Origin of the sequence: Halarchaeum rubridurum, assembly GCF_014647115.1 — an archaeon.
Classification (GTDB): domain Archaea; phylum Halobacteriota; class Halobacteria; order Halobacteriales; family Halobacteriaceae; genus Halarchaeum; species Halarchaeum rubridurum.
Map to the genome: position 1 here is coordinate 112,546 of NZ_BMOO01000003.1, position 23,531 is coordinate 136,076.

Genomic DNA, 23,531 nt, shown 5'->3' on the forward strand with positions numbered 1-23,531 from the left:
CGCGAGCGTCGCCCGAAGCGCGCGGGAGAACTATCAGTACCGGCGCTCGCGTCCGCGTCGCCACAGGAGGACGACCCCCGCGATTAGGAGCGCGAGCCCCCACCAGAGCGAATCGCCGGGCAGGACGAGCAACAGGAGCGTGACGACACCGGACGAGAGGAGCGACCAGCCGAGCGTCGAGCGAGCCATACGCACGGGACGGCCCGCGAACGGATAGTCCCCGGCACTCAGAGGCCGCGGTACGGCCCGAGACGCGTGCCGTCCAGCAAGTAGGCCTGCGCGTCCGGGCACGCCTCCGGGAGGAACGGCGCGAGGAACCCCTGGCCCTCGACGTTCACCCACGTCCCGCCGCTGTAGTCGTTGAACGCCGGGCAGACGACGAGCTCGCCCGAGAGGTCGCCGTTCGTCTCGACCTCCCGCGCGACGAACGGGTCGGCGACGAGCGGCCCGCGGAGCCAGACGCGCTCGACGCGGCCGCCGCCCACCTCGTCCGACAGCTTCACCGCGGGGTGCTCGTGGCCCACGCAGACCACGCCGGCGTCGAGGACCGCCCGACTCGGCCACGTGTGGCCGTGGCAGAACCCCACGTCGCCGAGCCGGACGCCCTCGGCGGGCGTCACCTCGACGTCGAGGACGTCGGCGAGCCCGCCGTCGTGGTTCCCGCGGACGAGCGTGACCGGCACCGGGAGCTCGGCGACGAGCGTTTCGAGCTCGTCCAGCTCCGCGCCCCGCGGCGCGCCGATACGGTGGCCGAGGTCGCCGAGGAAGACGACGCGCTCCGCGCCGGTCTCGACGACGAGCGACAGCACGCGCTCGCGGCGCTCGTCGGCCCGCGAGGGGGCTTCGAGACCCTCGCGGCGCAGCGACGCCTCGATGCCCGCGTGGTAGTCCGCGACCACGAGTGCCGACTCGTCGCCGCAGTCCGCGACCGCCGCGGGCCGCCCCGGGACGGGCTCGACCCGCGCCATCTAGATGGCCTTCAGGTGGTCGTCGCCGGACTCGTAACACCGCCCGCTCATCAGCGCCGACTGTATCGCCTCGGCGATGGCGTCCTCGTCGGCCTCCGTCTCCTCCAGCACGGTGCGCACGAGCTCGTCGCGCTCCGCGCCGTCGCCGTCGTCGAGGACGTCCATGTAGTCCACCACGAGGTCCTCGAGGTCGACGTCCGGCGGCGCGGACTCGGCGTCCTCGGCGTCGCTCTCCGGCTCGTCGTACTCGGCCTCGGTGAAGTCGTCGAGGTCATCCGCGTCCGCGTTCGTGTCCGGCTCGTCGGCCTCGTCGCCGAAGCCGCCGCCGGACTCGAAGTCGCCGAGGTCGCCGTCGCTGCCCGACTCCGACCCCGCGCTCTCGGGTTCGGGCTCGGACGCCGACTCCGCCCCGGTCGCGGCCGCGGGCTCCTCGTCCGCCGCGAGGTCGGATTCGCCGCCCTCGGGGATGTCGCCGCCGGTCGAGAAGCCGACGTCGAACTCCTCTTCGACCTCCGCGCGGGTCTCCTCGTCCATCTCCCACTGTTCGTCCTCGCCCTCGGCCGCGTCGTCGCTCGCCGCGGCGTCGGCCCCGCTCGACACGTCGCCGGACTCCATACCGGTGTCGAGGCCCGCCTCCGCGTCGGACTCGGCCTCCGGTTCCGCGTCGTCGGGCGAGCCGTCGAAGTCGTCCGGCGAGGGCTCGGCCTCGGTCGTGGCCGTCTCACCTTCCGGCGTCGCCTCGGTGCGCGCGGCCGCGACATCGGCCGTCGCGTCGCTCTCGTCCGTGGGCTCGGCCTCCCCCGACCCCGTTTCGACGGGTTCCGACTCGGTCGTCGCTTCGACAGGCTCCGCGTCGGGGGATTCCGACTCGGTCGCCTCGGCCTCCGCCGACTCATCCGACGGCTCGGGCTCCGCGCCTGCCTCGACCGCGACGTCGTCCGGCGAGGGCTCGGTGTCGTCCGTGACCGTCTCGCCCTCCGGCGTCGCCTCGACGCGCTCGCCGGGCGTCGCGTCGGCCTCGTCCGCCGCGCTCTCCGCGCTCGCCTCGACGTCCGCGAGCGCCGCGTCGGCGTAGGAGAGGTCGACGTCCGTCCCGTCGCCCTCGCTCGGCGCGAGCGCGAGGTCCTCGACTTCGTCCAGGTCCCCCGCGACGACGCGCGTCGCGTCGAGCGCGAGCTCGCGGACCGCCGCGAGGTACGCCGGCGTCGTCCCGTAGTGGTCGACGGCGTGCGAAATCCCGGAGGCGAGGCCGTACGGCGCGCCGCGGTCGACGAGCGCGTCCGTCAGGTCGTCGCCGCGCTCCGGCATGTCGAGGGCGTCCGCGAACGTGCTGATTCGTGCGAGCGTCCGCTCGGCCGTCGAGACGACCCAGCGGTCGCGCGTCTCGGGCGTGACGGCGTTCACGCTCTCCGGGCGGATCGAGGTGTACACCTGCTCGGAGTCCTCCGGGGAGAACGTCCGTGCCTTCCCCGTCACCGCGACGAACGACGGCACGTCCGCGTTCTCCAGCGACGCGAGCGCGTCCGGCTGGTACTGGCCGGCGTAGACGACGAACGCGCCCGTCGGGTCGACGACGCGCGCCCGCACGACGTCCTCGTTCACCTGCTCGACCGAGGTGAGGACGCCGACCGCGAACAGCCGGTTGACGCGCGCGCCCGTCGGCGTCACGACGTAGTTCGGGGCGCGCTCCTCGTCGCTCTCCGCGTACTGGTAGTCCGCGTCGTCGAACTCCGCGGCGAACAGCCGCCACGCGACCTCGCGGCTCGGGCGCTCCTCGCCGTCGTCCCCGTCGGACTGACTCACGCGCCCACCTCCGCGAGCAGCTCGTGCGCCCGCTCGGCCGGCTCGTCCGCGCTCTCGCGGAACCGAATCGTTTCGAGGTTCGCGCCGTACTCGTCCACGGAGAGGTGTCCGCGCACCGCGTACTCCTTCCCGACGACGGACTCGCGGATGTCGTCCGCGACGACCTCGCGGTCCATCGCGTCCCGCGCGGCGTCGAGGGCGTCTTCGAGGGTGCCGCCGTAGACGTCCTCGGTCAGCTCGCGGTCGAGAATCGCGGTCGCGGTCCCCGTCCCGTCGTCGAGGATCGCCTTCACGCGCAGGTCGTCCTCGCCCTCGACCTCGCCGTGGGTGCGACATTGGCCCTTCTGGATGACGCGCCCGCACTCCGGGCAGCGCTCGATCAGCCCGGAGCCGTCCCGGACCTCGATGACGTTCCCGACGAGTTCGACGTCGTACGCGCCGCCGCCGGAGACGGCCTCGCGTATCGACAGTCGCGTTGGCCCGCCGACCTCGACGGGTTCGCGCTCCGTCACGACGGAGAACTCGGAGACGTTCACCGAGGGGACGCCGCGGAACTCCCGGACGTACGCGTTCTCGACGTGCACGCTCGCGCCCTCCTCGGTGAGGGCGGGGACGACCTCCCACGCCGTGAAGGGGAGGCGCGCCGTCTCGTCACCGAGGACGCCGGAGAGGATTTCCGTCTCGCCGTCGCGCCCGTCGATGGTCTTGCGCTCGACTTCGACGACGCGGACGTCCAGCGTCACGCCGCGGTCGCCGGCTTCGAGGTCTGTGAGGTCGGCCTCGCCGCCGACCTCGTAGGGGACGTCGAGCGGTTCGTCGACGACGCTCACCGTCGCGGACTCCCCGAAGTTCACCTCGGGGTGCCCCTCGTACTCCCGGACGCTCGCGTTCCCGATGCGGACGACGTCGCCGGCCTCGAGGCCGAAGTCCTCCCACGCGGTGTAGGAGAGCTTCCCGCTCTCGTCGGCGAGTTCGCCCTCGAAGATGACGTGGTCGTCGCCGTTGTACCGGATCGAGCGCTTGCCGACGGTCAGGACCACCGCGGTCACGGTGACGTTGCCCGAGTCGGGCGTCACGTCCGCGAGGTCCGCGGACGTCGGCGCGGACGAGGACCCGGTGTCGCCGCCGTACTTCCGGCGGAGGCTCTGCTTGGCCTCCTCCATCGGTACGCTGTACTCCACGAGATTGCGGAGTCCCTCTGCGACCTCCTCTTTGTCGACACCGAGGTCGGAGGCGAGCTCCTCGGCGTGTCGGTCGATTTCCATCACGTGTCCGTTGGACCGGCCGCCGTAAAAGCGTTCCTCGCGCGGGCGCGCGTGTAGCGGGAAGCGAACGTTCAAGGGGGCGTCCACCCTCGGTGCCGGCGTGACGCTCATTGCCCTCCCGCTCGCCGCCGTCGGCGCGGGCTCGCTCCTCCCGCTTCTCCTTCTGGTCGTCCAGCTCGCAATCGCGTACCTCGTCTACCGGGACGCGAAGCGCCGGCACAGCCGTCACGCCCTCGCGTGGGCGCTCGGCGCGTTCTTCGGAAACCTCGTCGTCTGGGTCCTCTACTACGTCGTCCGCGACGAGGTCGGACGCTGAAGGCGGGACCGACGCCGCTCGGACGTGAACGGGACCCGGTCGCCCGCCGACGCCGCGGCCCGAACGCCCTTGTGAGCGCCGCCGCAGGCACCGATATGCGACTCTACCAGACGTGGCGCAACTACGTCGCGCAGCTCGCCCTCGACGTCCCCGTCGTCCGGGGGTTCGTCCGCGACTGGCTCGTCGACCTCCACACGGACTTCTTCACCGACGCGAGCGAGCGTGACGCCGACGCCCGCGAGGCGCACTTTCGGGCGCTCTTCGACGCCTCCGTCGACGTCTACGAGTGCGCGCTCGCCGAGGGCTACCCGGAGAGTCACGCCCGCGAAATCACGCACATCCAGGGCGCACTCGACTTCTACGCGCACGGCTGGGGCGAACTGCTGGAGTTCCCGCCGGAGGAACGAGAGGCCTACTACGAGAAGTACCGCGACTTCTTCGAGCGCCACGGCTGCACGCCCGAGCGCCCGTTCGGCGAGTTCGCGCCGCCGGGCGGGCTCCCGGCCGCGCCGGAGACGCCCGAGCGGCTGAACGGCGACTACCCGATCGCCGAACCCGGTCACGTCGACGGCATCTACCGCCACACGGAGCGCGCGTGGCTCCGGGAGTGACCGAATCGCGGTGCGGACGACGCGGGACGGCCGCGTCGCTCCACGGGGGTGAAAACGAAGGGACGGCTGCGCCGTCCGAGAAAGCGAAGCGCGTCTTACAGGCGGCCGGTTTCCTGGACCTGGACGGACTCGACGCCCTCGACGTTCGTGAAGGCGTCCTCGACGGCCTCGGTGCCGCCGGCGTCGTCGGGGACGACGACCGTGGAGAGGAGCGCGACGAGACCGAAGGCGACCTCCTCCTGCTCGAACCCGCGGAGCTTCGCGCCCTCGGGGAGCGAGTCTTCGAGGTCCTCCTTCAGCTCGTCGAGGTCGATGTCGGGGCTCTGCGGCATGACCTTGAGGACGGCGGCGACCTTCCCCATCGTTACGGCCCCCGGAACCCGCAGTCGGGACACTCGTAGAGGTTGCTCTGCTTGCGGCACTTCGCGCAGCGGTATATCTGCTGGCCGCAGTCCGGGCACTTGAACGACGCGGCGTTCGTGCCGGAGATGTTGATCCCACAGGAGACGCACTTGCGCGCCTGTCGTGCTTCGCTCATACGAACAGGGTAGCCGCGCGAGCGGTTTTAACTCTTCCTTCTCGCTCCGTCGGCGCGTCCGGGGCTTCGGCAGGCTTTTGCGTCACACCCGCGAAGCGCGAACCCATGACCGATGCAGTCGAGAACGTGACGTTCAGCGTCGACGGTCCGGACGGTAGCGACGAGGTCGAGATTCCCGCGGGACTCGTCGATCTACTCAGCGAGGAGGACGACGAGTCGATGGCGCAGGTCGTCGCCGACATCGCCCTGATGGGCTTCGCCAACCGCGCGCACACGCTCGCCCACCACGGCGAGGGCGACGCCAGCGACGAACTCGAAGCTATCGAGGGCGCGACGCTCGACGCCTTCGAGGAGCGCTTCGGCGTCACGTACGGCGAGGCGACCGGCCACTCGCACTAACGCGAACTCCCCTTCTCCCACCGCGGCTCAGCAGTCGTAGCGCAACAGCACGCCGTCGTCGATCCGCTCGACGCCGACGAGGTCGAGGTCCGGGTAGTCCGCGACGAACCCCTCGCCGTCGGCGAGCGTCGGCGCGTCCCGGCCGCCGATGAGTGTGCTCCCGACGTAGACGCTGAGCTCGTCGACGAGGCTCGCCTCGAACAGCGAGAAGATGAGCTCGCCGCCGCCCTCGACCATCACGTCGACGAGGCCGCGCGCCGCCAGCTCGTCGACGGCCGCGGGGAGGTCGACGCGCTCCGCGCCCGCGCTCACGACCGTCGCACCCGCGTCCTCGATGGCGGCGACGCGCTCCGCGGGGGCGCTCGACGCGACGAGCACGACCGTCGGGGCCGACCCGTCGAGGACGCGGGCGTCCGGGGGCGTCCGGGCGGTCGAGTCCGCGACGACCCGGGTCGGCTGCGGGGGCGCGCCGCGCTCCTCGCGCTCCGCGACGAGCTCCGCGTCGTCGACCGTGAGCGAGGGGTCGTCGGCGAGCACGGTGCCGACGCCGACCATCACGGCGTCGTTCGCGGCTCGAACGCGCTCGACGCGCGCGAAGTCCGCGGGGCCGCTGATCGCCAGTTGCTCGCGTCGCCGCGAGGCGAGTTTGCCGTCGACGCTCGTCGCGGCGTTGACGTGGACGACCACCCTACTCGGCCAGCGCCGCGACGTCCTCCGGGCCGGCCTCCGCGTGCCCCCCGTGGAAGCAGAGGACGTCCGTGAACGCGAGGTCCGCGAGCGTATCGAGGGAGTCGAGGGCGCGCTCCATATCTGGCGTGAAGCGCTCGTTCGGCCCGAGGAGCTCGCCGTCCTCCGCGACGGAGGCGTCCGCGGCGAGCAGGACGCCGGCGTCCGGCAGGTAACAGGAGATGTGCCCGGGCGTGTGTCCGGGCGTGGCGACGACCTGGAGGGGGCCGGCGGCCGTCCGTATCTCGACGCCGTCGACGACCTGCACGTCGACCGGGACGGGGTCGTAGCGGTCGCTCGGGTCGCCCTTTATGGGGTCCGCGGCGCCCTCGATGGCGGGCGCGTCGTCGCGGTGCGCGAAGACGGGAGCGTCGGCGCGCTCGGCGACCTCGACCGCACCGCCCGCGTGGTCGCCGTCCTGGTGAGTGAGCAGGAGATACTCGACGTCGTCGTAGTCGAAGCCCTCCTCTGCGAGTGCGTCCTCGAGGAGGTCGACGGTGTCGGGGAAGCCCGCGTCGAGGAGGACGAGACCGCCGTCGGGCGTCTCGACGCCCGCGGGGTTGATGGTGAGCGTGCGATTCGGATACGAGACGGTGACGGGGAAACTGTAGACGCCGGGCGCGAGTTCCATACGAGTCGGTGGCCGCGGCGCGCGGAAAACAGTTGAGGTGGCGGCGGTCGAGACGGGAACGTGCGTTTTATAACCGCGACGCCAGTACGAGTCGGCATACGACTATGCCGAGCTCCAACGGTCCTCTCAACAGCACGCGGAACAAGCTCGCCAACAAGCCCCGAGAGCGCGGTACCTCCCCGCCCCAGCGCGCCGTCGCCGAGTTCGACGAGGGACAGAAGGTCCACCTGAAGATCGACCCCTCGGTGAACGAGGGTCGCTTCCACCCGCGCTTCTCCGGTCACACCGGGACCGTCGTTGGCAAACAGGGCCGCGCGTTCAAGGTCCAGATCACCGACGGCGGCAAGGAGAAGACGATCATCGCCAAGCCCGCGCACCTCCGCGCGCAGGAGTAAGCGTGACCATCTTCAAGGAGACCGTCGACGAGGAGTTCCTCACCGTCTCGGAGGCGCGTGAGCTCCTCGCCGACGTCGAGGCCGAGCGCGCCGCCGACGAGGAGCGCGAACTGCGCTACGAGCTCGCGCGCGCCGTCGAACACGTCAACCGGTTCGCCGTCCTCGAAGGCGAGGAGTCCCGCGAGCTCGTCGAGGAGCTCCTCGAACTGGAGGGCATCGAGGAGACCGCGACCGCCGTGAAGATAGCGGACCTCCTCCCGCGCAACCGCGACGAGCTCCGTGCCGTCTTCGCCCAGGAGCGCTACGCGCTCTCCGGCGACGAACTCGACGACGTGCTGGACGTCGTCGTCAAATACGCCTGACGGCGCGGCGACCCGCGTTCCGTCGGCCGACCCTTTAAGACGCCCCTCGTCCTACTGCTGCGCATGAGCGACGATTCAGCCGACGGCACCGAGACGGAGGCCGTCGTCCTCGACGTGCTCCGGCACGGCCGTTCGGGCGACGACCGCGCGGCGTTCCGGCGCGAACAGGTCGGACTCGCCGTCGGAACCGAGGACTTCGCGCTCTACGAGTTCCTGATGGCCGACGACTCGGACGTCTCCATCGGCGACCGGGTGCGCCTCGCCCCCGACCCCGAGGCAGACATCAGCCGGGTGAACGCGGTCGACTACGACGACCTCTCCCCGGGCGCCCAATCCGAACTGGAGTACGTCGTCGAGGAGCTGATCGAGGCCGACCCGGAGCCCTTCCTCGACTTCTACAACGAGGCCGGCGCGGTCTCGCTGCGCCTCCACCAGCTCAACCTCCTCCCCGGAATCGGCGACACCCTCCGCGACAAGATTCTCGACGAACGCAAGCGCGGGCCCTTCGAGAGCTTCGAGGACCTCGCCGAGCGCGTCGACGGGCTCCACGACCCGAAGGAGATCGTCGTCGAGCGCGTCCTCCAGGAACTCGAGGGCGAGGACGTGAAGTACCACGCGTTCACGCCGAGCGGTCGCGGAGAGTAGGGTTTACACGACCCGGGCGTCTATCCCCGCCAATGACCGAGCGACGGGACCCCGACGCGCTCATTCGGCGCGCGGGCCGCGGGAACCCGGATTTCGACCAGCACTTCCTCGTCGACGACCGCGTCCTCGACCGTATCCCGACGTACGCGGAGTCGTTCGACCGCTCGCACGTCCTGGAGATCGGCCCCGGGCCCGGCGCGCTCACCGAGCGCCTCCTCGACGTCGCGGACCGCGTGACGGCCGTCGAGCGCGACCCGGCCCTCGCCGCGCACCTCCGCGAGGAGTTCGCGGACGCCGTCGCCGACGGGACGCTCACCGTCGTCGAGGGGGACGCCCTCGACGTCGAGTTCCCCGACTACACCTGCTGTATCTCGAACCTCCCATACTCGGCGTCGAGCGAACTGGCCTTCCGCCTCCTCCCCGACGCGAAGCCGACCGTCCTGATGTTCCAGCGGGAGTTCGCCGAGCGGATGGCGGCGTCCGTCGACGACGACGCGTACGGTCGGCTGAGCGTGAGCGCCCAGCACTACGCGGACGTCGAGGTCGTCGAGGAGATTCCGAAGGAGGCCTTCGACCCCCAGCCCCGCGTCCGCTCGGCGGTCGTCCGGACGACGCCGCGCGACCCCGACTACGAGGTCGACGACGAGGCGTTCTTCCTCGACTTCGTGAAGGCGCTGTTCACGCAGCGACGCAAGACGGTGCGGAACGCGATCCGGAACACCGCGCACATCTCGGGGCTCGACGACCCCGAGGCGGTCGTCGCGGCGGCCGACGAGGACCTCCTCCGGAAGCGCCCGGGGAACCTCGCGCCCGCGACGTTCGCCGAGCTGGCGGCGCTCGCCGCCGAACACGGTGACCCCGCCTGATGGCGCTCCCGCTCGTCGCCGGGGTGTCGCTCGCCGCGCACGCGGACCAGCTCGCGCTCTCCGTCGGCTCGCTCGTCGCGTTCGTCGCGCTCTGGTGGGCCATCGGCCGCGTCGGCGAGTCGCTGCGCGACGAGTTCGACCTGCGCCTCATCGACCTCCTCCTCGGGCTGTTGTTGCTCTGTCTCGCCGTCACCGAGCTCGGGACGCTCATCTACGTCTGGGAACTCCAGTCGATGCTCGTCACCGTCATCGAGCGCTTCGGCGACCCGCTGACGCTCGGCGCGAAGGCGTTCGTCTCGCTCGCGGTCGTCGTGCTCGGCTACGTCGGGACGGGTGTCGTGAAGCGCGCCGTCGAGAACGCGGCGAAGCGCCGCGACGGCGTGAGCGACCACGAGGCCGAGATCGCCTTCCGGATCGCCCAGTTGGGCATCTACCTCGCGGGGCTGCTCGCGCTTCTCGGGCTCTGGGAGATCGACCTCTCCGGGCTGCTCATCGGTGCGGGGTTCCTCGGTATCGTGCTCGGGATGGCCGCCAGACAGACCCTCGGTGCCGTCCTTGCGGGGTTCGTCCTGATGTTCGCGCGCCCCTTCGAGATCGGCGACTGGGTGCAGGTCGGGGACAACGAGGGAATCGTCACCGAAATCAGCATCGTGAACACCCGCATCCAGACGTTCGACGGCGAATACGTGATGCTCCCGAACGACTACGTCGGCTCCGAGGAGGTCGTCAATCGCTCGCGAAAGGGCCGCCTGCGTCTGCACGTCGCGGTCGGCGTCGACTACGACGCGGACGTCGAGCGCGCCGTCGAAATCGCGGAGGAGACGATGGGCGACCTCGAGGAGGTGCTCTCCGTCCCGCGCCCGCAGGCCGTCCTCACCGAGTTCGGCGACTCCGCCGTCACCATCGACCTCCGGTTCTGGATCGACAAGCCGAGCGCGCGCCGGAAGTGGCGCGCACACACCGCGGTCATCTCGGCCGTCCACGAGGCGTTCGCCGAGCACGGTGTCAAGATTCCCTACCCGCAGCGCGAGCTCTCCGCGCGCCCCGAGACGGACGGCTTCCGGGTGCGCGACGGTACTGACGAAGCGACCGCCGGGACGGAGAGCGACGACGCCGAGAGGCGAGCCGACGACGACGGAGCGGAACGGGCCGACGGCGAGGCCGAGAGCGACGGAGACGGGAGTGATGAAGCCGACGCTGGAAGCGATGGAGCCGAGAGCGGCGGGGGCGAACCCGACGGAGGCGACGGAACCGACCCGAACGGCGACGCCGAGACGGGGGCCGAGCGATGACGGGCACCGGTGAGGACCTCGCGTCGCGCCGCGGCGTCGAGACGGACGTCTACGACCCCGCGGAGGACTCCCGCCTGCTCGCCGACGTCGCGTGCGACGAAGTGAGCGCGGACGACCTGGTACTCGACGTCGGGACGGGTTCGGGATACGTCGCGGCGACCGTCGCGGACGGGACCGACGCGCGCGTCCTCGGCGCGGACCTGAACCCGCACGCGTGTCGGCGCGCCCGCGACGCCGGCGTCGAGGCGGTGCGCGCGGACCTCGTCGCGCCCTTCTGCGACGGCGCGTTCGACGTCGTGACGTTCAACCCGCCCTATCTCCCGGCGGACGCCGCGGCGGCGCGCGACGACTGGATGGAGGTGGCGCTCACGGGCGGCGAGACGGGCCGCGAGGTCGTGGAGGCGTTCCTCGACGACGTCGCGCGCGTCCTCGCGCCGGACGGCTCCGTCCTCCTGCTCGTGAGCACGCTCACCGGCGTCGAGGAGGTGACGGCGTACGCGGGCGAACGCGGTTTCTCCGCGGCCGCGCTCGCCGACCACTCCTTCCCCTTCGAGACGCTCACCGTCCTCAAGCTCGTCCGGTAGCCCACGCGCGCTCGGCCGCTCCTCCCCGGTCCTCGCTCGTTCGCCCTTCCTCCGCGCTCGTCCGGTAGGTGTTTGTCCGGGCGCGCCCCACCTCGGCGTATGAGCGATGCGTCGGTGGACTCGCGCTGGTGGTTGCTCGTCCTGGCGATGCCCGTCGTGACGCTCGCCGAGGCCTGCCTCGCCTTCCTCCTCGTCGGCTTCGTCTCGGCCTCGACGGGCGCGAACGGGTTCGTGGCGCTGCTCGTCCCCGCCGCGCCCTTCCTCGCCATCGCGCTTCTCGTGCGCGCCCTCCTCCCCCTCGCGCTCTACAAGGACGCGACGGCGGTTCGCGACGCCGACGTCGCGTGGGAGCCCGACCCGGCGAACTGGGGGTTCCTCGGGCTCGGCCTGATATTCGTCCCCGTCCTCGACTCCCTGCTCGCCGTCGTCTACCTGACGCTGCGCTCGCGCGCCCTCGACGACCAGGGCTGATTACCGGCGTTCATCCGGCGGTAAAGAAAATATTAACCGCGACGATACCGTAGCGCCGCGTCGATGGAACACGCCGCGACGACGGCCGGGCTCTACCCGCTGCCGGACGCCCAGCGCGAGCGTCTCGCCGACCTCAAGGGCCGCGGGAAGGGCGGCCTCGTCGACGGGGACGAGTCCGCCGACGTGACCGCGGCCTACGACGCCGCCCGCGAGCGCCTCGTCGCCGTCCAGCGCGAGGCCGGCCTCGACCGCGTCGTCGAGGGCCAGGCCCGCTGGGACGACATGCTCGCCCACCCGCTCTGCGTCCACGAGAACGTCCGCACGGGCGACGTCGTACGCTACTACGACAACAACAACTTCTACCGCGAACCCGTCGTCACCGGCCCGCTCACCGAGGACGGCGACCTCGCCGCCGACCTCTCGGCGGCCGCCCGCCTCACCGACCCCCTCCAGGCGGTCGTCCCCGGCCCCTACACGCTGTGCGACCTCGCGCGCGACGACCACTACGGCTCGTTCGAGTCCTTCCTCGACGGCGTCGCCGACTTCCTCGCGGGCGAGGTCGCCGCCTTCCCCGACGCCGTCGAGACCGTCTTCGTCCTCGACCCGAGCCTCGTCACGGACCCGCCGGACGACGACGTCCACGAGCGCGTCCGGGACGCCGTCGACGCCGTGAACGACGCCGTCGACGCCGACGTCGTCCTCCACACCTACTGGGGCGCGCTCGGCGAGCGACTCCACGCCTACCTCCTCGACACGGGTGTCGACGCGCTCGGCTACGACCTCGTGAACGCCCACGAGGAGTGCGTCTACCTCGTCCAGGAGTACGGCACCGCCGACTCGGTCGCCCTCGGCGTCGTCGACGGCCAGAACACACGCATCGAGAGCCCCGGGACCGTCGCCGACCGACTCTCGTGGTTCCGCGAGAACGTCCCCGTCAGCGACTTCGAGACCGTCTACGCGACCCCGAACACCGAACTCTTCTACCTGCCCGTGAACGCCTTCGGGGACAAACTCGACGCGCTCGCCGCGGGCGTCGAGGCGGCGCGCGCGGAGGTGGCCGAATGAGCGACGGCGTCGCCGGCCGCGAGCGCTTCCGGCCGGCCGACCACCCGCACGACCACTTCCTCCTCACGACGGTCGTCGGCTCCTACCCGAAGCCCGCGTGGCTGACGGACGTCCGCGAGCGCCACGAGGCGGACGGCGACGCCGTCGGCGACGACGAGTGGCAAGAGGCCATCGACGACGCGAGCCGGCTCATCACGGACGAACACGAGCGCGCGGGCCTCGACGCGGTCTGCGACGGCGAGATGCGCCGCGAGGAGATGGTCGAGTTCTTCGCCCGACGCATCGGCGGCTACGAGTTCAAGGGCCCCGTGAAGGTGTGGGGGCACAACTACTTCGACAAACCCAGCGTCGTCTCCGAGGTCACGTACGAGGAACCGTGGCTCCGCGAGGAGTACGAGTTCACCGCCGGCGTCGCCGACCGGCCGGTCAAGGTGCCGATAACCGGCCCCTACACCCTCGCCACGTGGAGTTTCGACGAGGTCTACGACGACGACGCCGCGCTCACGTACGCCCTCGCGGACCTCATCAACGAGGAGGTCTCGCGCCTCGTCGAGGCCGGCGCGCGCTACGTCCAGCTCGACGAACCCGCACTCGCCACCGCCCCGGAGGACCACGCCGTCGTCGGCGAGTGCCTCGAACGGATCGTCGACGGCATCCCCGACGACGTCCGCGTCTGCCTCCACGTCTGCTACGGCGACTACGGCGAGATATACCCCGCGATCAACGACTACCCCATCGACGAGTTCGACGTCGAACTCGCCAACGGCGACTACGAGCAGATAGACGTCTTCGCGGACGGCGACTTCGCCCCCGACCTCGCGCTCGGCGTCGTCGACGCCCACACCCCGACCGTCGAACCCGTCGCGGAGATAGAGGCGAACATCCGCGAGGGCCTGACGGTCGTCCCGCCCGAGAAACTCACCGTCAGCCCGGACTGCGGGCTCAAGATACTCCCGCGCGAGGCCGCCTACGCGAAACTCGAGAACATGGTCCGCGCCGCCCGCAACGTCGAGGCCGACCTCGACAGCGGCGAGCTCGACGCCGCGGCGCTCCGGACGAGCGACCGACCCTAGCCGCTCGTCTGACACGCCGGGGAGCAGTAGCCCGACGTCGCCGCGTTCGAGTCCTCGTACGCCTTGAACGCCGTACCGCAGTGCACGCACTCGTAGGTCTCGAAGTCCGACATACAGGGGGCCGTGGGGCCGCGGGACAGTTGGACCTTGCGGCGGCCCGTGGAGTAACAATTATTTACCCCCGGCTACTACCGCCGGGCGTCTCCGACAGACGGTGGCCCCTTCGGGGGGAGGGGTCGCCATCGGAACCTCGTCGGAGACTCGTTTCGAGCACGGGGAGCGACGGCGTCGCGCACACGCCATCGGAACCAGATTCGACGACACGCGACGCGTCGCTCCTCGCGTCGCTCGGCTGTAACTCGCTCGCTCAACTCCTCTTGGCGTCTTCACTTCTCACGTTGTTCGCAGGAAAACGGGCCGGGAGGGAATTGAACCCCCGACCGTCTGATTAAGAGTCAGACGCTCTGCCTAACTGAGCTACCGGCCCAACGCATTCACGACTTACCGCGGGGTAGTCAAATAAGTTTCTTTCCGGGGGCGACGTGGGTGGCGCTGGCACGTCGGCCTGCGACGCGTTCACACGCGCTGTCGGGAGCGTTAAGTGACGCCGCGCGGTAGCGTTCGGTCATGAGTAGCCGGGCTACGATCTCGTCCATGTCGACGTACGCGATCCTCGGATGCGGGAGCGTCGGGCACGCGGTCGCCGAGGAACTCGTCGAGCGCGGGAAGGACGTGCTCATCGTCGACCGGGACGAGTCCCGGGTCGAGGCGCTGCGCGACCAGGACCTGAACGCGCAGGCCGCGGACATCCGCGACGAGGAGGTCGCGGAGCTCGTCGCCGACCGCGACGTCGTCCTCGTGATGGCCTCGGACGTCGAGGCCAACGAGGCCGCGGTGCGGAACATCCGCGGGCGCGACGACGAGCAGTTCCTCGTCGTCCGCGCGAGCGACCCCGTGTCGAGCGACGAACTCACGGGGCTCGGCGCGGACGTCGTCATCAACCCCTCCTCGGTCATCGCGGACGCCGCGCTCCACGCCCTCGAATCGGGCGAGCTGGAGTACAAGGCCCGCCAGCTCGCGGAGGTCATCGAGGGGACGACGGACCGACTCGCCATCGTCACCCACGACAACCCCGACCCGGACTCCATCGCGGCGGCGGCGGCGCTCCAGTCCATCGCGGACCACCTCGGGGTCGCCGCGGACATCCTCTACTTCGGCGAGATCGGCCACCAGGAGAACCGGGCGTTCGTCAATCTCCTCGACATCGAGTTGACGCCGTACGACGACGTGGACATCGACGACTACGACACCGTCGCGCTCGTCGACCCCGCGAAGGCCGGCGAGATGCAGGTCGAGGGCTCCATCGACGTCTTCATCGACCACTACGAGGCCGACGACGAGGTGGACGCGGAGTTCGTCGACGTCCGCCCGAACGTTTCGGCGACCTCCACGATACTCACGAAGTACATCCAGGAGTTCGACCTCTCGGTCTCCCAGGAGGTGGCGACGGCGCTCCTCTACGGCATCCGCGCGGAGACGCTGGACTTCCGCCGGGAGACGACGCCCGCGGACCTGACGGCCGCCGCGTATCTCTACCCGTTCGCGGACCACGACGTCCTGGAGCAAGTCGAGTCGCCGAACATGAGCCCGGAGACGCTCGACGTGCTCGCGGAGGCCATCACGAACCGCGACGTGCAGGGGAGCCACCTCGTCAGCGACGCGGGGTTCATCCGGGACCGGGACGCGCTCGCGCAGGCCGCCCAACAGCTCCTCAACCTCGAGGGAATCACGACGACCGCGGTGTTCGGCATCGTCGACGACACCATCTACCTCGCGGCGCGTTCGAAGGACATCCGCATGAACATCGGCAAAGTCCTGCAGGACGCCTTCCACGACATCGGCGAGGCGGGCGGACACTCGACGCAGGGGTCGGCGGAGATTCCGCTCGGAATCTTCACGGGAATCGAGACGTCCGAGGAGAACCGCGAGACGCTCCTCGGGTTGACCGAGGAGGCGGTGAAGCGCAAACTCTTCGACGCGATGGGCGTCGACCAGGAGGCGACGTCCGCGACGCAGAACGGCGGCAGTTAAGCGAGCGCGTGCTCGGCCTCGTCGTCCGACTTGAGGCGCTCGACGATGTCGTTGATGAGCACGACGTCGCCGACGGCCCGGACCCACCGGTAGGGGACGATGACGCCGCGTCGGCCGGTGTCGTAGTCCGCGAACAGGTCGGGGTTGAGTTCGCCGAGCGCGAGGCCGTTGACGACCTCGGCGTCGAGGTCGAGACGGATGTCCTCGATTTCGCCGACGAAGACGCCGTTGTTCGAGTAGACCTCGCGGCCGACGAGCGACGTTATCTCCTGCGGTGTGTCGTCCATACCTGCTGGTGGGTACGCCGCCTCTTAACTCTTGGAGCTATCGGGCGCGTCGAGCAGGCTCGCGAGCGCGCGGAGCGCGGCGTCCATGTCCGTCGGGGCGCGCCCGAGGCTGATGCGGACCCGTGCGTCGTCGTCGAAGAACCGCCCGGGCGCGAGTAGGAGGCCGTTCTCCCACGCGCGCTCGACGAGGTCGTCGGTGTCGACGCCCGTCGGTTCGAGGAACGCGAACGTGCTGCCGTCGGCGACGAACCCCTCGACGTCGTCGCGCGCCGCGAGGAACTCCGCGAGCAGCGCCGAGTTCTCCGCGAGGAGGGCGCGCTGTTCGGCGAGCAGGTCGTCGGCGTGGTGGAGCGCGCGCATCCCGTACGCCCGCGAGACGTCCGCGACGCCGGGGACGTGGTGTGAGACCTCGCGGGCGCGCTCGACGAAGTCGGCGTCGGCGACGAGCCACCCGATGCGGAGGTCGCCGAGGCCGAGGAACTTCGTGAGCGACCCCGTGACGACGGTGTCGTTGAGGCCGGCGGCGGTCGGGCCGCCGAGCGCGCCGTCCGTACGCGCTTGGTCGTCGGTGACGAACGGCGCGTACACCTCGTCGACGAGCAGGCGTGCGCCGTAGTCGCCCGCGTGTTCGGCGACGTCGGCGAGCGTCTCGCGGTCGGCGAGTCGCCCGCTGGGGTTGTGGCGGTTCGTGACGGTGACGAGGCTCGTGTCGTCCGTGAGCGCCTTCTCGACGCGCTCGGGGACGAGCCGATAGTCGTCCTCGCGGAGGAACCGGTCGACGGCGGCGTCGAAGGCCGCGGGCGTCCGTCGGTGGGGTTCGTAGCCGGGTTTCTCGACGAGCGCGCGCTGGCGCTCGTCCGCGCGCTCGCTCGTCGGGTCGGCGTCGAGCGCGGTGGCGATGGCGAGGAAGTTCGCGTGGCTCGCCCCCGCGGTCACGAGGACGCACTCGGGGTCGACGCCGTACTCGGCCGCGATCTGCATCTCGAGCGTCGCGCCGACGGGCGGGTCCGAGCGTCCCTCCAGGGCCGGCGGGACGGTCGCCGGGCGCTCTTGGGTCTCCGTGACGCCGCGCAGGTCGCTCGAACCGAGGTCGTACATGGCGACGTCGGGGCGACCCTGGAGCCACTCGAGATACTCGATGTGGGGGAACATACGTGGGACTTCACGCCCGCCGCCCAAAGCCGTTGTCGCTCGCTACGCCGGGTAGTCGTAGGGGACGTCGAGGCGGTCGAGGACGAGCAGCGAGTGCGAGCGGAGGTAGGCGGTCGCGGGCCCACGGAGGCAGACGAGGTAGCAGGCGGCCCCGACGGCCCCGATGGCGAGCGCGACGACGCCCGCGAGCGCGCCCGCCTGCCCGCCGAGAGCGGTCGCGCCGTACGCGAGGGCGAACGGGAGGGCGAACGCGCCGGCGACGATGCTCCCGGCGACGACGTACGCGACGCCGAGGCAGGCCCGGACGACGAGATAGGCGCCGAACTCGTCGGGGGCGGCGGCGAGCGCGGGGCGGAGGGTGCGCCACCCCGACCTGATGCCGGCCTCGCCGTGGGCCATCAGCGGGACGACGAACGACGTGGTGAGCGCGGAGGCGGCGAGCGCGCCCACGACGAGCGCGCCCACGACGGGGACGCAGACGACCGTGAGCACGAGGGCGACCGCGGAGCCGTCGCGCGCCGCGGCGAGGATGCCGGCGACGAACGCCCCGAGCGGCACGACGACGAGCACCACGAGACAGCACCGGAAGCAGAAGAGCCGGAGCCCGTCGCGGGCGTGCGCGCCGAGCGACCGGCGCAGCCCACCGTCCGTCTCGACGAAGTCGACGAGGAGGAACTCGAAGACGGAGGCGACGAACCCGAGAGCGAGGGCGACCGCGAGGAACGCGAGCGTCCGGGGTGCCAGCGTCGGGTCGGGCACGCTCGGGAGGCCGAGGGCGTTCAACGGGAGCGTCACGAGACCGACGCCGGGCGGCCGGACGGACGTCCCGCCGGCGAGGACGGCGAGGAGGGCGAGGCGGAGCCAGACGCCCGCGCGGACGGGCCGGAGGAGTTCGCGCGTCTCGACGGCCGCGCGGCGGAGCGTCTCGACGGCGTACCACGACATACCCGGACCTGGATGCGACGGGGGAAAAAGACGACGACCACCGGGGCGGGCGACGGCGCGGCGGGACCGGGGACGTCGGCGCACTCCGATTTAGGTGAACCGAAAGATATGTTTCTATACGGCCAAACGTAAGTGGGCGCGAGTGCAAGCACCGCGTAGGTATGGACGTCCTCGCGGCCTACGCGTTCGTCTTCGTCGCCGGTCTCGTCACCTGTTTCGCCACGGGACTCGGGGCGTTCCCGTTTTTCGTCGTCGCGGACGTCCCCGAGCGGTGGACCGTCGCCCTCTGGGGGCTCGCCTCGGGCATCATGCTCTCCGCGTCCGGCTTCGGGCTCCTCCGCGAGGGGCTCGCCCTCACGACCGGCCTCCCGACGGTCCTCGCCGTCGGCGTCGTCGTCGGCGTCGCCCTCGTCGTCGTCTCGAACGCCGTCCTGGAGCGCGTCGACGTCGGCGACCACGACCACGACGCGCACCTCGACCCCGAGGCCGTCGCCGAGGGCGACGCGAAGAAACTCGCGCTCATCCTCGGCGTCCTCACCGTCCACTCCTTCCCCGAGGGCGTCGCCGTCGGCGTCTCCTTCGCCGAGATGGGGCTCCGGGGCGGCGTCCCCCTCTTCGGCCTCTCCGTCCCGCTCCTCGCGGTCGTGATGACGGTCGCCATCAGCGTCCACAACGTCCCGGAGGGCCTGGCCGTCTCCATCCCGCTCAAGGCGATGGGCGTCTCGAAGTGGCGGATGGTCGGCGCGGCGGTCTTCTCCAGTCTCCCGCAGCCCATCGGCGCCGTCGTCGCCTTCGGGTTCGTCACGTGGGCGTACGACTTCCTCCCGTTCGGCTACGGCTTCGCCGCCGGGGCGATGGTCTACCTCGTCCTCACCGAGTTCGTCCCCGAAGCCCTGGAAGCCGGCCGGGACCTCGACGGGAACGGCTACCGGGAGCTCGCGGCCGGCGTCGCGGCCGGCGTCGCCGTCATGCTCCCGTTGCTCTTCGTCTGAGGCGGTGCGGCCGGCGTCGACGAGCGCGCGACGCAGAAGAGAACGGGGCCGCGCGTCGCCTGCCGGTCAGTCGCCCTTCAGGTAGCGGTCGGCGGCGGAGTCGAACGCCTCGTCCTCTTCGGTGAGCTGGTCCCACTCGTCGAGGCCGCGCTCCTCGCGGGTACCCGCGACGGTGTTGTCGAGGACGAACGCGATGAGGCCGCCGACGGCCATCCCCGTCCCGCCGACGACGTAGACGGTGTCGGAGACGGCCTGGGCGCCGAGGAGCGGCCCGAGGACCGGCGTACTCGCCATGCCGGCCTGGAAGGCGCTCGCGCTCTCGACGTTGCCCATGTAGGCGGGGATGGCGAGCCCGCAGAAGAGCGCGAGCCCGACGATGAAGGCGTTCCGCGAACTGTCGAGGTCGACGTGTTTGAGGTTCGAGAGCCCGACGGCGGCTATCTGGCCGAACATGGCGATGTAGAGGCCGCCGATGATCGGGTCGGGGATGGTGGTGACGAGCGCGCCGAAGTAGCCGACGAAGCCGACGAGGAGCATCAGGACGGCGCCGATCTGGATGACGTAGCGGGAGGCGACGCCGGTGAGACCGATCGCGCCGATGTTCTCGGAGTAGGACGTCGAGCCGTTCCCGGTGCCCATGATGCCCGCGAAGAGGGTGGCGAGCCCCTCGGTGCCGATGCCGTGGTTGATGCGGCGCGCGGAGGGCGCGCGCTCGCCGGCGAGACGCGCGACGGCGTGGTAGTCGCCGAAGGACTCGATCATGGAGGCGAGGACGCCCGCGAACATCCCGATGATGAAGGACGTCTGGAAGGTCGGCGTCCCCCACTGGAGCGGCATCGGGACCTGCACGAGACTCGCGTTCGCCACGGTCGAGAGGTCGACGAACGCGGCGGAGCCGCTCGGGATGATGCCGACGACCGAGAGGGCGGTGGCGATTGCCCACGCGGCGACGATTCCGAGGAGGACGGGGTAGAGCCGGAAGACGCGGTGGGAGGTGTCGAGATACTGGCTGAAGAGGACGATGAGGACGACGGTGAGGCCGACGAGCCACCACGCCTGTCCCGCCATCGTGACCTGCGGGGCGCTGAACAGCGAGAGGCCGATGAGCGCGATGGTGGGCGCGATGACGACCGGGGAGAGGTACTGCTTGAGCCACCCCATGACGCCGAAGTAGCCGAAGGCCATCTCGACGATACCGCCGACGATTATCGCGCCCTGGAGGGCCACGATGGCCTGTTGCCACTGCCCCGGGCCGGTGCCGACGAAGCCGATGATGGCGATGGCGGGCGCGAGCATCGAGAACGTCGCCCCCTGCACGATCGGGTAGCGGTTCCCGACCACCGTCTGGAGGAGCGTGCCGACCCCGGAGACGACGAAGAACGTCCCGATATAGAGCGGCTGATACTCCGAGGGCATCCCCATCGCGCCCGCGAGGGCGAGCGGGACGGCGATGTTCGCGCCGACCATCGTGAGATAGTGCTGGAGGCCGAGCAGCACCGACTCCCCCGTCGGCGGCCGCTCGTCGACGCCGTACTCGACGTCGTCGGACCGTTCGACCGACTCGGTCCCGGGTTCGCCCGCCAACCCTTCGGGGGGCGTCTCCGGGTTCGTGTCTCCTGCCATGCGTACCACCACATCGGTGCCCGCGCCGCCGCTTAAGCGTGTTGTGTCGGTTCGTGGGTCAGGGCTTTGTCGGCGCGCCGCCTCCGCCCCGACGTGTCCGACCCCACCGTCGCCGCCTGCCAGTGCGCGCTCGCCGACTGCGACCCCGCGGCGAACGTCGCCACCGTCCGCGCGCGCCTCGCCGGTCTCGACGAGCGCGCCGACGTCGCCGTCTTCCCCGAGTACGCCCTCACGGGGTTCGTCGCGGACGACCGCCTCGCGGACGCGGCGCTCGCACGCGACGGCCCCGAACTCGCCGCCGTCGCCGACGCCGCGGCGAGCGCCGACGTCGCCGCCCTCGTCGGGTTCGTCGAGGACGCCGGCGACGCGCGCTACAACACGCTCGCGTACCTCGCGCCCGACGGCGAGCGGACGCACTACCGCAAACGCCACCTGTGGGCGGACGAGCGCGCCGTCCTCGACGCGGGCGACGAGCGGACCGTCGTCGAGACGCCGGTCGGCCGGACGGGGCTCCTCACCTGCTACGACCTCAACTTCGTCCACGAGAGCGCGGCGCTCGTCGACGCCGACACCGACGCCCTGTTCGTCCCGGGCGCGTGGCCGGCCCCGCACGCGGCGAACTGGGACCTCCTCCTGCGCGCCCGCGCCCTCGACGGCGTCCGCTGGGTCGTCGGCTGCGGCCGGACGGGCGAGCGGACGCTCGGCGACCCCGGCGTGTACGCGGGTCGTTCGGCCGTCGTGCGCCCCGACGGGGCGGTCCGCGCGCGCCTCGGGTGGGACGAACGCGACCTCGTCGCCCCGCTCGACCCGGCGGTCCTCGCGGATCAGCGCGCCCTCGTCGGAAGCGTCGCGCAACGAGAGCGGTGAGGCGCGGCCGTAAGCACGTAGTGAGGCCGGTCCGTGCGTCCGGGTATGAGCGACGACGTCGACGTCGAGGTGGAAGTCGAAGTGGAAGTCGACCGGGACGAACTCGAAGTCGAACTCGGATCGTCCAGCGAGGCCGAGGCCGAACTGGAGGTCGGGGGCGCGACGGTCGAAGTCGAGATCGAGGTCGAACGCCACGGCGCGCCCGACGGCGACGGCGACGACGGGGGAGACGACGTCGAGGGAAGCGACGCCGCCGACGCAGACGGTGACGGCGACGACGGGGACGATGACGCCGGAGACGGGACGGACCCCGTCGAGGCCCACCTCGACGACGAGTAACGCGGCGTCGGGCGGATGGCGGCAATCGCCCCCGCGTCCGCCGACCCTTTTCGCGGTCCGCGACTAGCCTCGTGCGATGACGCATCTCTTCGATTCCCTCACGCTCCGCGAGACGGAGATTCCGAACCGGCTCACCGTCTCCCCGATGTGCCAGTACTCCGTCGAGGACCGCGACGGCCTCGCCACGCCGTGGCACCACGTCCACCTCGGGTCGCGCGCCGTCGGCGGCGCGGGCCTCGTGTTGAGTGAGGCGACGGCGGTCGAGCCCCGCGGGCGCATCACGCCCGAGGACCTCGGCATCTGGAGCGAGGAGCACGCAGAGGCGCTGAAGGAGACGACAGAGTTCGTCAAGAGCCAGGGCGCGGTCCCCGGCATCCAGCTCGCCCACGCCGGCCGGAAGGCCTCGAAGACCCGGCCGTGGGAGGGGAGCGAGCCCCTCCAGCCCGACGAGGGCGGCTGGGAGGTCGTCGCACCGAGCGACGAGCCGTGGCCCTACGACGAGGAGGCCCCGCCGACGCGCGCGATGGACGCCGACGACATCGCGGACGTGATCGACGCCTTCCGCGAGGGGGCCGAGCACGCCCTCGACGCCGGCTTCGAGGTCGCGGAGGTCCACGGCGCGCACGGCTACCTCCTCCACGAGTTCCTCTCGCCCGTCACGAACGACCGCGACGACGAGTACGGCGGGAGCTTCGAGAACCGCGCGCGCCTCGTCCGCGAGGTCACCGAGGCCGTCCGCGAGGTCTGGCCGGACGAGAAGCCCGTGCTCGTTCGCCTCTCCGGGACGGACTGGCGCGAAGACACGGAGTCGTGGACGGTCGAGCAGTCCGCGCGCCTCGCCGACCTCCTCCACGAGGCCGGTGCGGACCTCATCGACGTCTCCTCCGGCGGAATCAGCCCCGACGCCTTCCCCGACTGGGCGGGCCCGAACTACCAGCTCGCGCTCGCCGAGCACGTCCGCGAGAACGCGGAGAGCGACATCGCCGTGGGGACCGTCGGCGGCGTCACCACGCCCGAGCAGGGCGAGGCCATCGTGCGCAACGACCGCGCGGACCTCGTCATCGTCGGCCGCGAGTTCCTCCGCGACCCCTACTTCGGCCTCCACGCCGCCCACGAGCTCGGCTACGCGGACGAGGTCGACGTGCCGGTCCAGTACGCGCGCGGCTTCACCGAGCGCCTCTGAGGCTGCGGCGGCGGTAGCCCTATCCGTTCGGCCGTCCCTCCC

General features: G+C 71.2%; 29 protein-coding genes and 1 tRNA gene. 17 read left to right on the forward strand and 13 right to left on the reverse strand.

All coding sequences use genetic code 11. The annotated features are described in order from the left end of the window. Positions 1-33: 33 nt before the first annotated feature. Genes IEX84_RS06800 through IEX84_RS06815 form a run of 4 tightly spaced genes read right to left on the reverse strand, consistent with a single transcriptional unit; the run spans position 34 to position 4,036 of the window. Complete coding sequence (locus IEX84_RS06800) at positions 34-189, reverse strand: hypothetical protein (RefSeq protein ID WP_188871200.1); 156 nt, start codon at positions 187-189, stop codon at positions 34-36. A 38-nt stretch (positions 190-227) separates the two neighbouring features. Next, positions 228-968, reverse strand: a complete 741-nt coding sequence (locus tag IEX84_RS06805; RefSeq protein ID WP_188871202.1) for a metallophosphoesterase — start codon at positions 966-968, stop codon at positions 228-230. Beyond that, complete coding sequence (locus IEX84_RS06810; RefSeq protein WP_188871204.1) at positions 969-2,771, reverse strand: hypothetical protein; 1,803 nt, start codon at positions 2,769-2,771, stop codon at positions 969-971. Beyond that, positions 2,768-4,036 (reverse strand): Single-stranded DNA binding protein, encoded by a 1,269-nt coding sequence (locus tag IEX84_RS06815; RefSeq protein ID WP_188871206.1) that lies wholly within the window; start codon positions 4,034-4,036, stop codon positions 2,768-2,770. The genes IEX84_RS06810 and IEX84_RS06815 overlap by 4 nt, the downstream gene beginning before the upstream one ends. 100 nt (positions 4,037-4,136) lie before the next feature. On the opposite strand from IEX84_RS06815, the gene IEX84_RS06820 reads away from it, so the two are divergent. Beyond that, positions 4,137-4,352 (forward strand): hypothetical protein, encoded by a 216-nt coding sequence (locus IEX84_RS06820; RefSeq protein WP_209590251.1) that lies wholly within the window; start codon positions 4,137-4,139, stop codon positions 4,350-4,352. Between the two features lie 95 nt (positions 4,353-4,447). After that, a complete protein-coding gene (locus IEX84_RS06825; RefSeq protein ID WP_188871208.1) occupies positions 4,448-4,963 on the forward strand; it encodes a DUF6149 family protein in 516 nt (171 codons plus the stop codon). Between the two features lie 95 nt (positions 4,964-5,058). Here the strand turns inward: IEX84_RS06825 and IEX84_RS06830 are convergent, their stop codons facing one another. Together IEX84_RS06830 and IEX84_RS06835 are read right to left on the reverse strand one after the other, a co-directional pair. After that, positions 5,059-5,325: an elongation factor 1-beta gene (locus IEX84_RS06830; protein WP_188871211.1), complete on the reverse strand. Its 267-nt coding sequence runs from the start codon at positions 5,323-5,325 to the stop codon at positions 5,059-5,061. A 2-nt stretch (positions 5,326-5,327) separates the two neighbouring features. Continuing rightward, positions 5,328-5,501 (reverse strand): HVO_2753 family zinc finger protein, encoded by a 174-nt coding sequence (locus tag IEX84_RS06835; RefSeq protein WP_188871213.1) that lies wholly within the window; start codon positions 5,499-5,501, stop codon positions 5,328-5,330. 105 nt (positions 5,502-5,606) lie between these two features. On the opposite strand from IEX84_RS06835, the gene IEX84_RS06840 reads away from it, so the two are divergent. Further along, a complete protein-coding gene (locus IEX84_RS06840; RefSeq protein ID WP_188871215.1) occupies positions 5,607-5,900 on the forward strand; it encodes a DUF7545 family protein in 294 nt (97 codons plus the stop codon). 27 nt (positions 5,901-5,927) lie between these two features. Here IEX84_RS06840 and IEX84_RS06845 read toward each other — a convergent pair whose 3' ends face one another. After that, positions 5,928-6,587: a 2,5-diamino-6-(ribosylamino)-4(3H)-pyrimidinone 5'-phosphate reductase gene (locus tag IEX84_RS06845; RefSeq protein WP_188871217.1), complete on the reverse strand. Its 660-nt coding sequence runs from the start codon at positions 6,585-6,587 to the stop codon at positions 5,928-5,930. Between the two features lies 1 nt (position 6,588). Further along, complete coding sequence (locus tag IEX84_RS06850; protein ID WP_188871219.1) at positions 6,589-7,257, reverse strand: MBL fold metallo-hydrolase; 669 nt, start codon at positions 7,255-7,257, stop codon at positions 6,589-6,591. Positions 7,258-7,361: 104 nt separating this feature from the next. Here IEX84_RS06850 and IEX84_RS06855 point away from each other — a divergent pair, with 104 nt between their 5' ends. The 9 genes from IEX84_RS06855 (at position 7,362) to IEX84_RS06895 (ending at position 14,010) form a co-directional block, all read left to right on the forward strand. Beyond that, positions 7,362-7,652 (forward strand): 50S ribosomal protein L21e, encoded by a 291-nt coding sequence (locus tag IEX84_RS06855; RefSeq protein WP_188871221.1) that lies wholly within the window; start codon positions 7,362-7,364, stop codon positions 7,650-7,652. A 2-nt stretch (positions 7,653-7,654) separates the two neighbouring features. Next, positions 7,655-8,014, forward strand: coding sequence for an RNA polymerase Rpb4 family protein (locus IEX84_RS06860; protein ID WP_188871223.1), 360 nt, complete (start codon positions 7,655-7,657; stop codon positions 8,012-8,014). Between the two features lie 63 nt (positions 8,015-8,077). Then, positions 8,078-8,659: a DUF655 domain-containing protein gene (locus tag IEX84_RS06865; RefSeq protein WP_188871225.1), complete on the forward strand. Its 582-nt coding sequence runs from the start codon at positions 8,078-8,080 to the stop codon at positions 8,657-8,659. A 32-nt stretch (positions 8,660-8,691) separates the two neighbouring features. Beyond that, a complete protein-coding gene (locus IEX84_RS06870) occupies positions 8,692-9,525 on the forward strand; it encodes a 16S ribosomal RNA methyltransferase A (RefSeq protein ID WP_188871228.1) in 834 nt (277 codons plus the stop codon). Then, positions 9,525-10,817 (forward strand): mechanosensitive ion channel family protein, encoded by a 1,293-nt coding sequence (locus tag IEX84_RS06875; protein WP_188871230.1) that lies wholly within the window; start codon positions 9,525-9,527, stop codon positions 10,815-10,817. Before IEX84_RS06870 ends, IEX84_RS06875 begins: the two co-directional genes overlap by 1 nt. Continuing rightward, a complete protein-coding gene (locus IEX84_RS06880; protein ID WP_188871232.1) occupies positions 10,814-11,401 on the forward strand; it encodes a HemK2/MTQ2 family protein methyltransferase in 588 nt (195 codons plus the stop codon). The genes IEX84_RS06875 and IEX84_RS06880 overlap by 4 nt, the downstream gene beginning before the upstream one ends. Before the next feature lie 99 nt (positions 11,402-11,500). After that, positions 11,501-11,872: a hypothetical protein gene (locus IEX84_RS06885; protein ID WP_188871234.1), complete on the forward strand. Its 372-nt coding sequence runs from the start codon at positions 11,501-11,503 to the stop codon at positions 11,870-11,872. A gap of 63 nt (positions 11,873-11,935) precedes the next feature. Further along, complete coding sequence (locus IEX84_RS06890; protein WP_188871237.1) at positions 11,936-12,937, forward strand: 5-methyltetrahydropteroyltriglutamate--homocysteine methyltransferase; 1,002 nt, start codon at positions 11,936-11,938, stop codon at positions 12,935-12,937. Next, a complete protein-coding gene (locus IEX84_RS06895) occupies positions 12,934-14,010 on the forward strand; it encodes a methionine synthase (protein ID WP_188871239.1) in 1,077 nt (358 codons plus the stop codon). The genes IEX84_RS06890 and IEX84_RS06895 overlap by 4 nt, the downstream gene beginning before the upstream one ends. A 413-nt stretch (positions 14,011-14,423) precedes the next feature. Here IEX84_RS06895 and IEX84_RS06900 read toward each other — a convergent pair. Then, positions 14,424-14,497: transfer RNA gene (locus IEX84_RS06900), tRNA-Lys, on the reverse strand. Between the two features lie 140 nt (positions 14,498-14,637). Here IEX84_RS06900 and IEX84_RS06905 point away from each other — a divergent pair. Beyond that, positions 14,638-16,101 carry a DHH family phosphoesterase gene (locus tag IEX84_RS06905; RefSeq protein WP_188871241.1) on the forward strand — a complete coding sequence of 488 codons (1,464 nt, stop codon included), beginning with the start codon at positions 14,638-14,640 and terminating at the stop codon, positions 16,099-16,101. On the opposite strand, the gene IEX84_RS06910 is transcribed toward IEX84_RS06905, so the two are convergent. From IEX84_RS06910 to IEX84_RS06920, 3 genes are read right to left on the reverse strand one after another with little or no spacing between them, the layout of a single operon-like run. Further along, positions 16,098-16,388, reverse strand: coding sequence for a PRC-barrel domain-containing protein (locus IEX84_RS06910; RefSeq protein ID WP_188871243.1), 291 nt, complete (start codon positions 16,386-16,388; stop codon positions 16,098-16,100). The genes IEX84_RS06905 and IEX84_RS06910 overlap by 4 nt on opposite strands. A 24-nt stretch (positions 16,389-16,412) precedes the next feature. Continuing rightward, complete coding sequence (locus IEX84_RS06915; protein ID WP_188871245.1) at positions 16,413-17,540, reverse strand: pyridoxal phosphate-dependent aminotransferase; 1,128 nt, start codon at positions 17,538-17,540, stop codon at positions 16,413-16,415. Positions 17,541-17,582: 42 nt separating this feature from the next. Then, positions 17,583-18,485, reverse strand: a complete 903-nt coding sequence (locus IEX84_RS06920; protein WP_188871247.1) for a DUF7544 domain-containing protein — start codon at positions 18,483-18,485, stop codon at positions 17,583-17,585. A 161-nt stretch (positions 18,486-18,646) separates the two neighbouring features. On the opposite strand from IEX84_RS06920, the gene IEX84_RS06925 reads away from it, so the two are divergent. Then, positions 18,647-19,477, forward strand: coding sequence for a ZIP family metal transporter (locus tag IEX84_RS06925; RefSeq protein ID WP_188871250.1), 831 nt, complete (start codon positions 18,647-18,649; stop codon positions 19,475-19,477). 66 nt (positions 19,478-19,543) lie between these two features. Here IEX84_RS06925 and IEX84_RS06930 read toward each other — a convergent pair whose 3' ends face one another. Beyond that, complete coding sequence (locus tag IEX84_RS06930; RefSeq protein ID WP_188871252.1) at positions 19,544-21,100, reverse strand: uracil-xanthine permease family protein; 1,557 nt, start codon at positions 21,098-21,100, stop codon at positions 19,544-19,546. A gap of 93 nt (positions 21,101-21,193) precedes the next feature. On the opposite strand from IEX84_RS06930, the gene IEX84_RS06935 reads away from it, so the two are divergent. From IEX84_RS06935 to IEX84_RS06945, 3 genes are all read left to right on the forward strand, one after another. Then, on the forward strand, positions 21,194-21,967 hold the full coding sequence (locus IEX84_RS06935) for a carbon-nitrogen hydrolase family protein (RefSeq protein WP_188871254.1): 774 nt from the start codon (positions 21,194-21,196) through the stop codon (positions 21,965-21,967). Positions 21,968-22,012: 45 nt separating this feature from the next. After that, on the forward strand, positions 22,013-22,306 hold the full coding sequence (locus IEX84_RS06940; RefSeq protein ID WP_188871256.1) for a hypothetical protein: 294 nt from the start codon (positions 22,013-22,015) through the stop codon (positions 22,304-22,306). A gap of 76 nt (positions 22,307-22,382) precedes the next feature. Then, positions 22,383-23,489 (forward strand): NADH:flavin oxidoreductase/NADH oxidase, encoded by a 1,107-nt coding sequence (locus IEX84_RS06945; protein WP_188871259.1) that lies wholly within the window; start codon positions 22,383-22,385, stop codon positions 23,487-23,489. Positions 23,490-23,531: the final 42 nt, after the last annotated feature.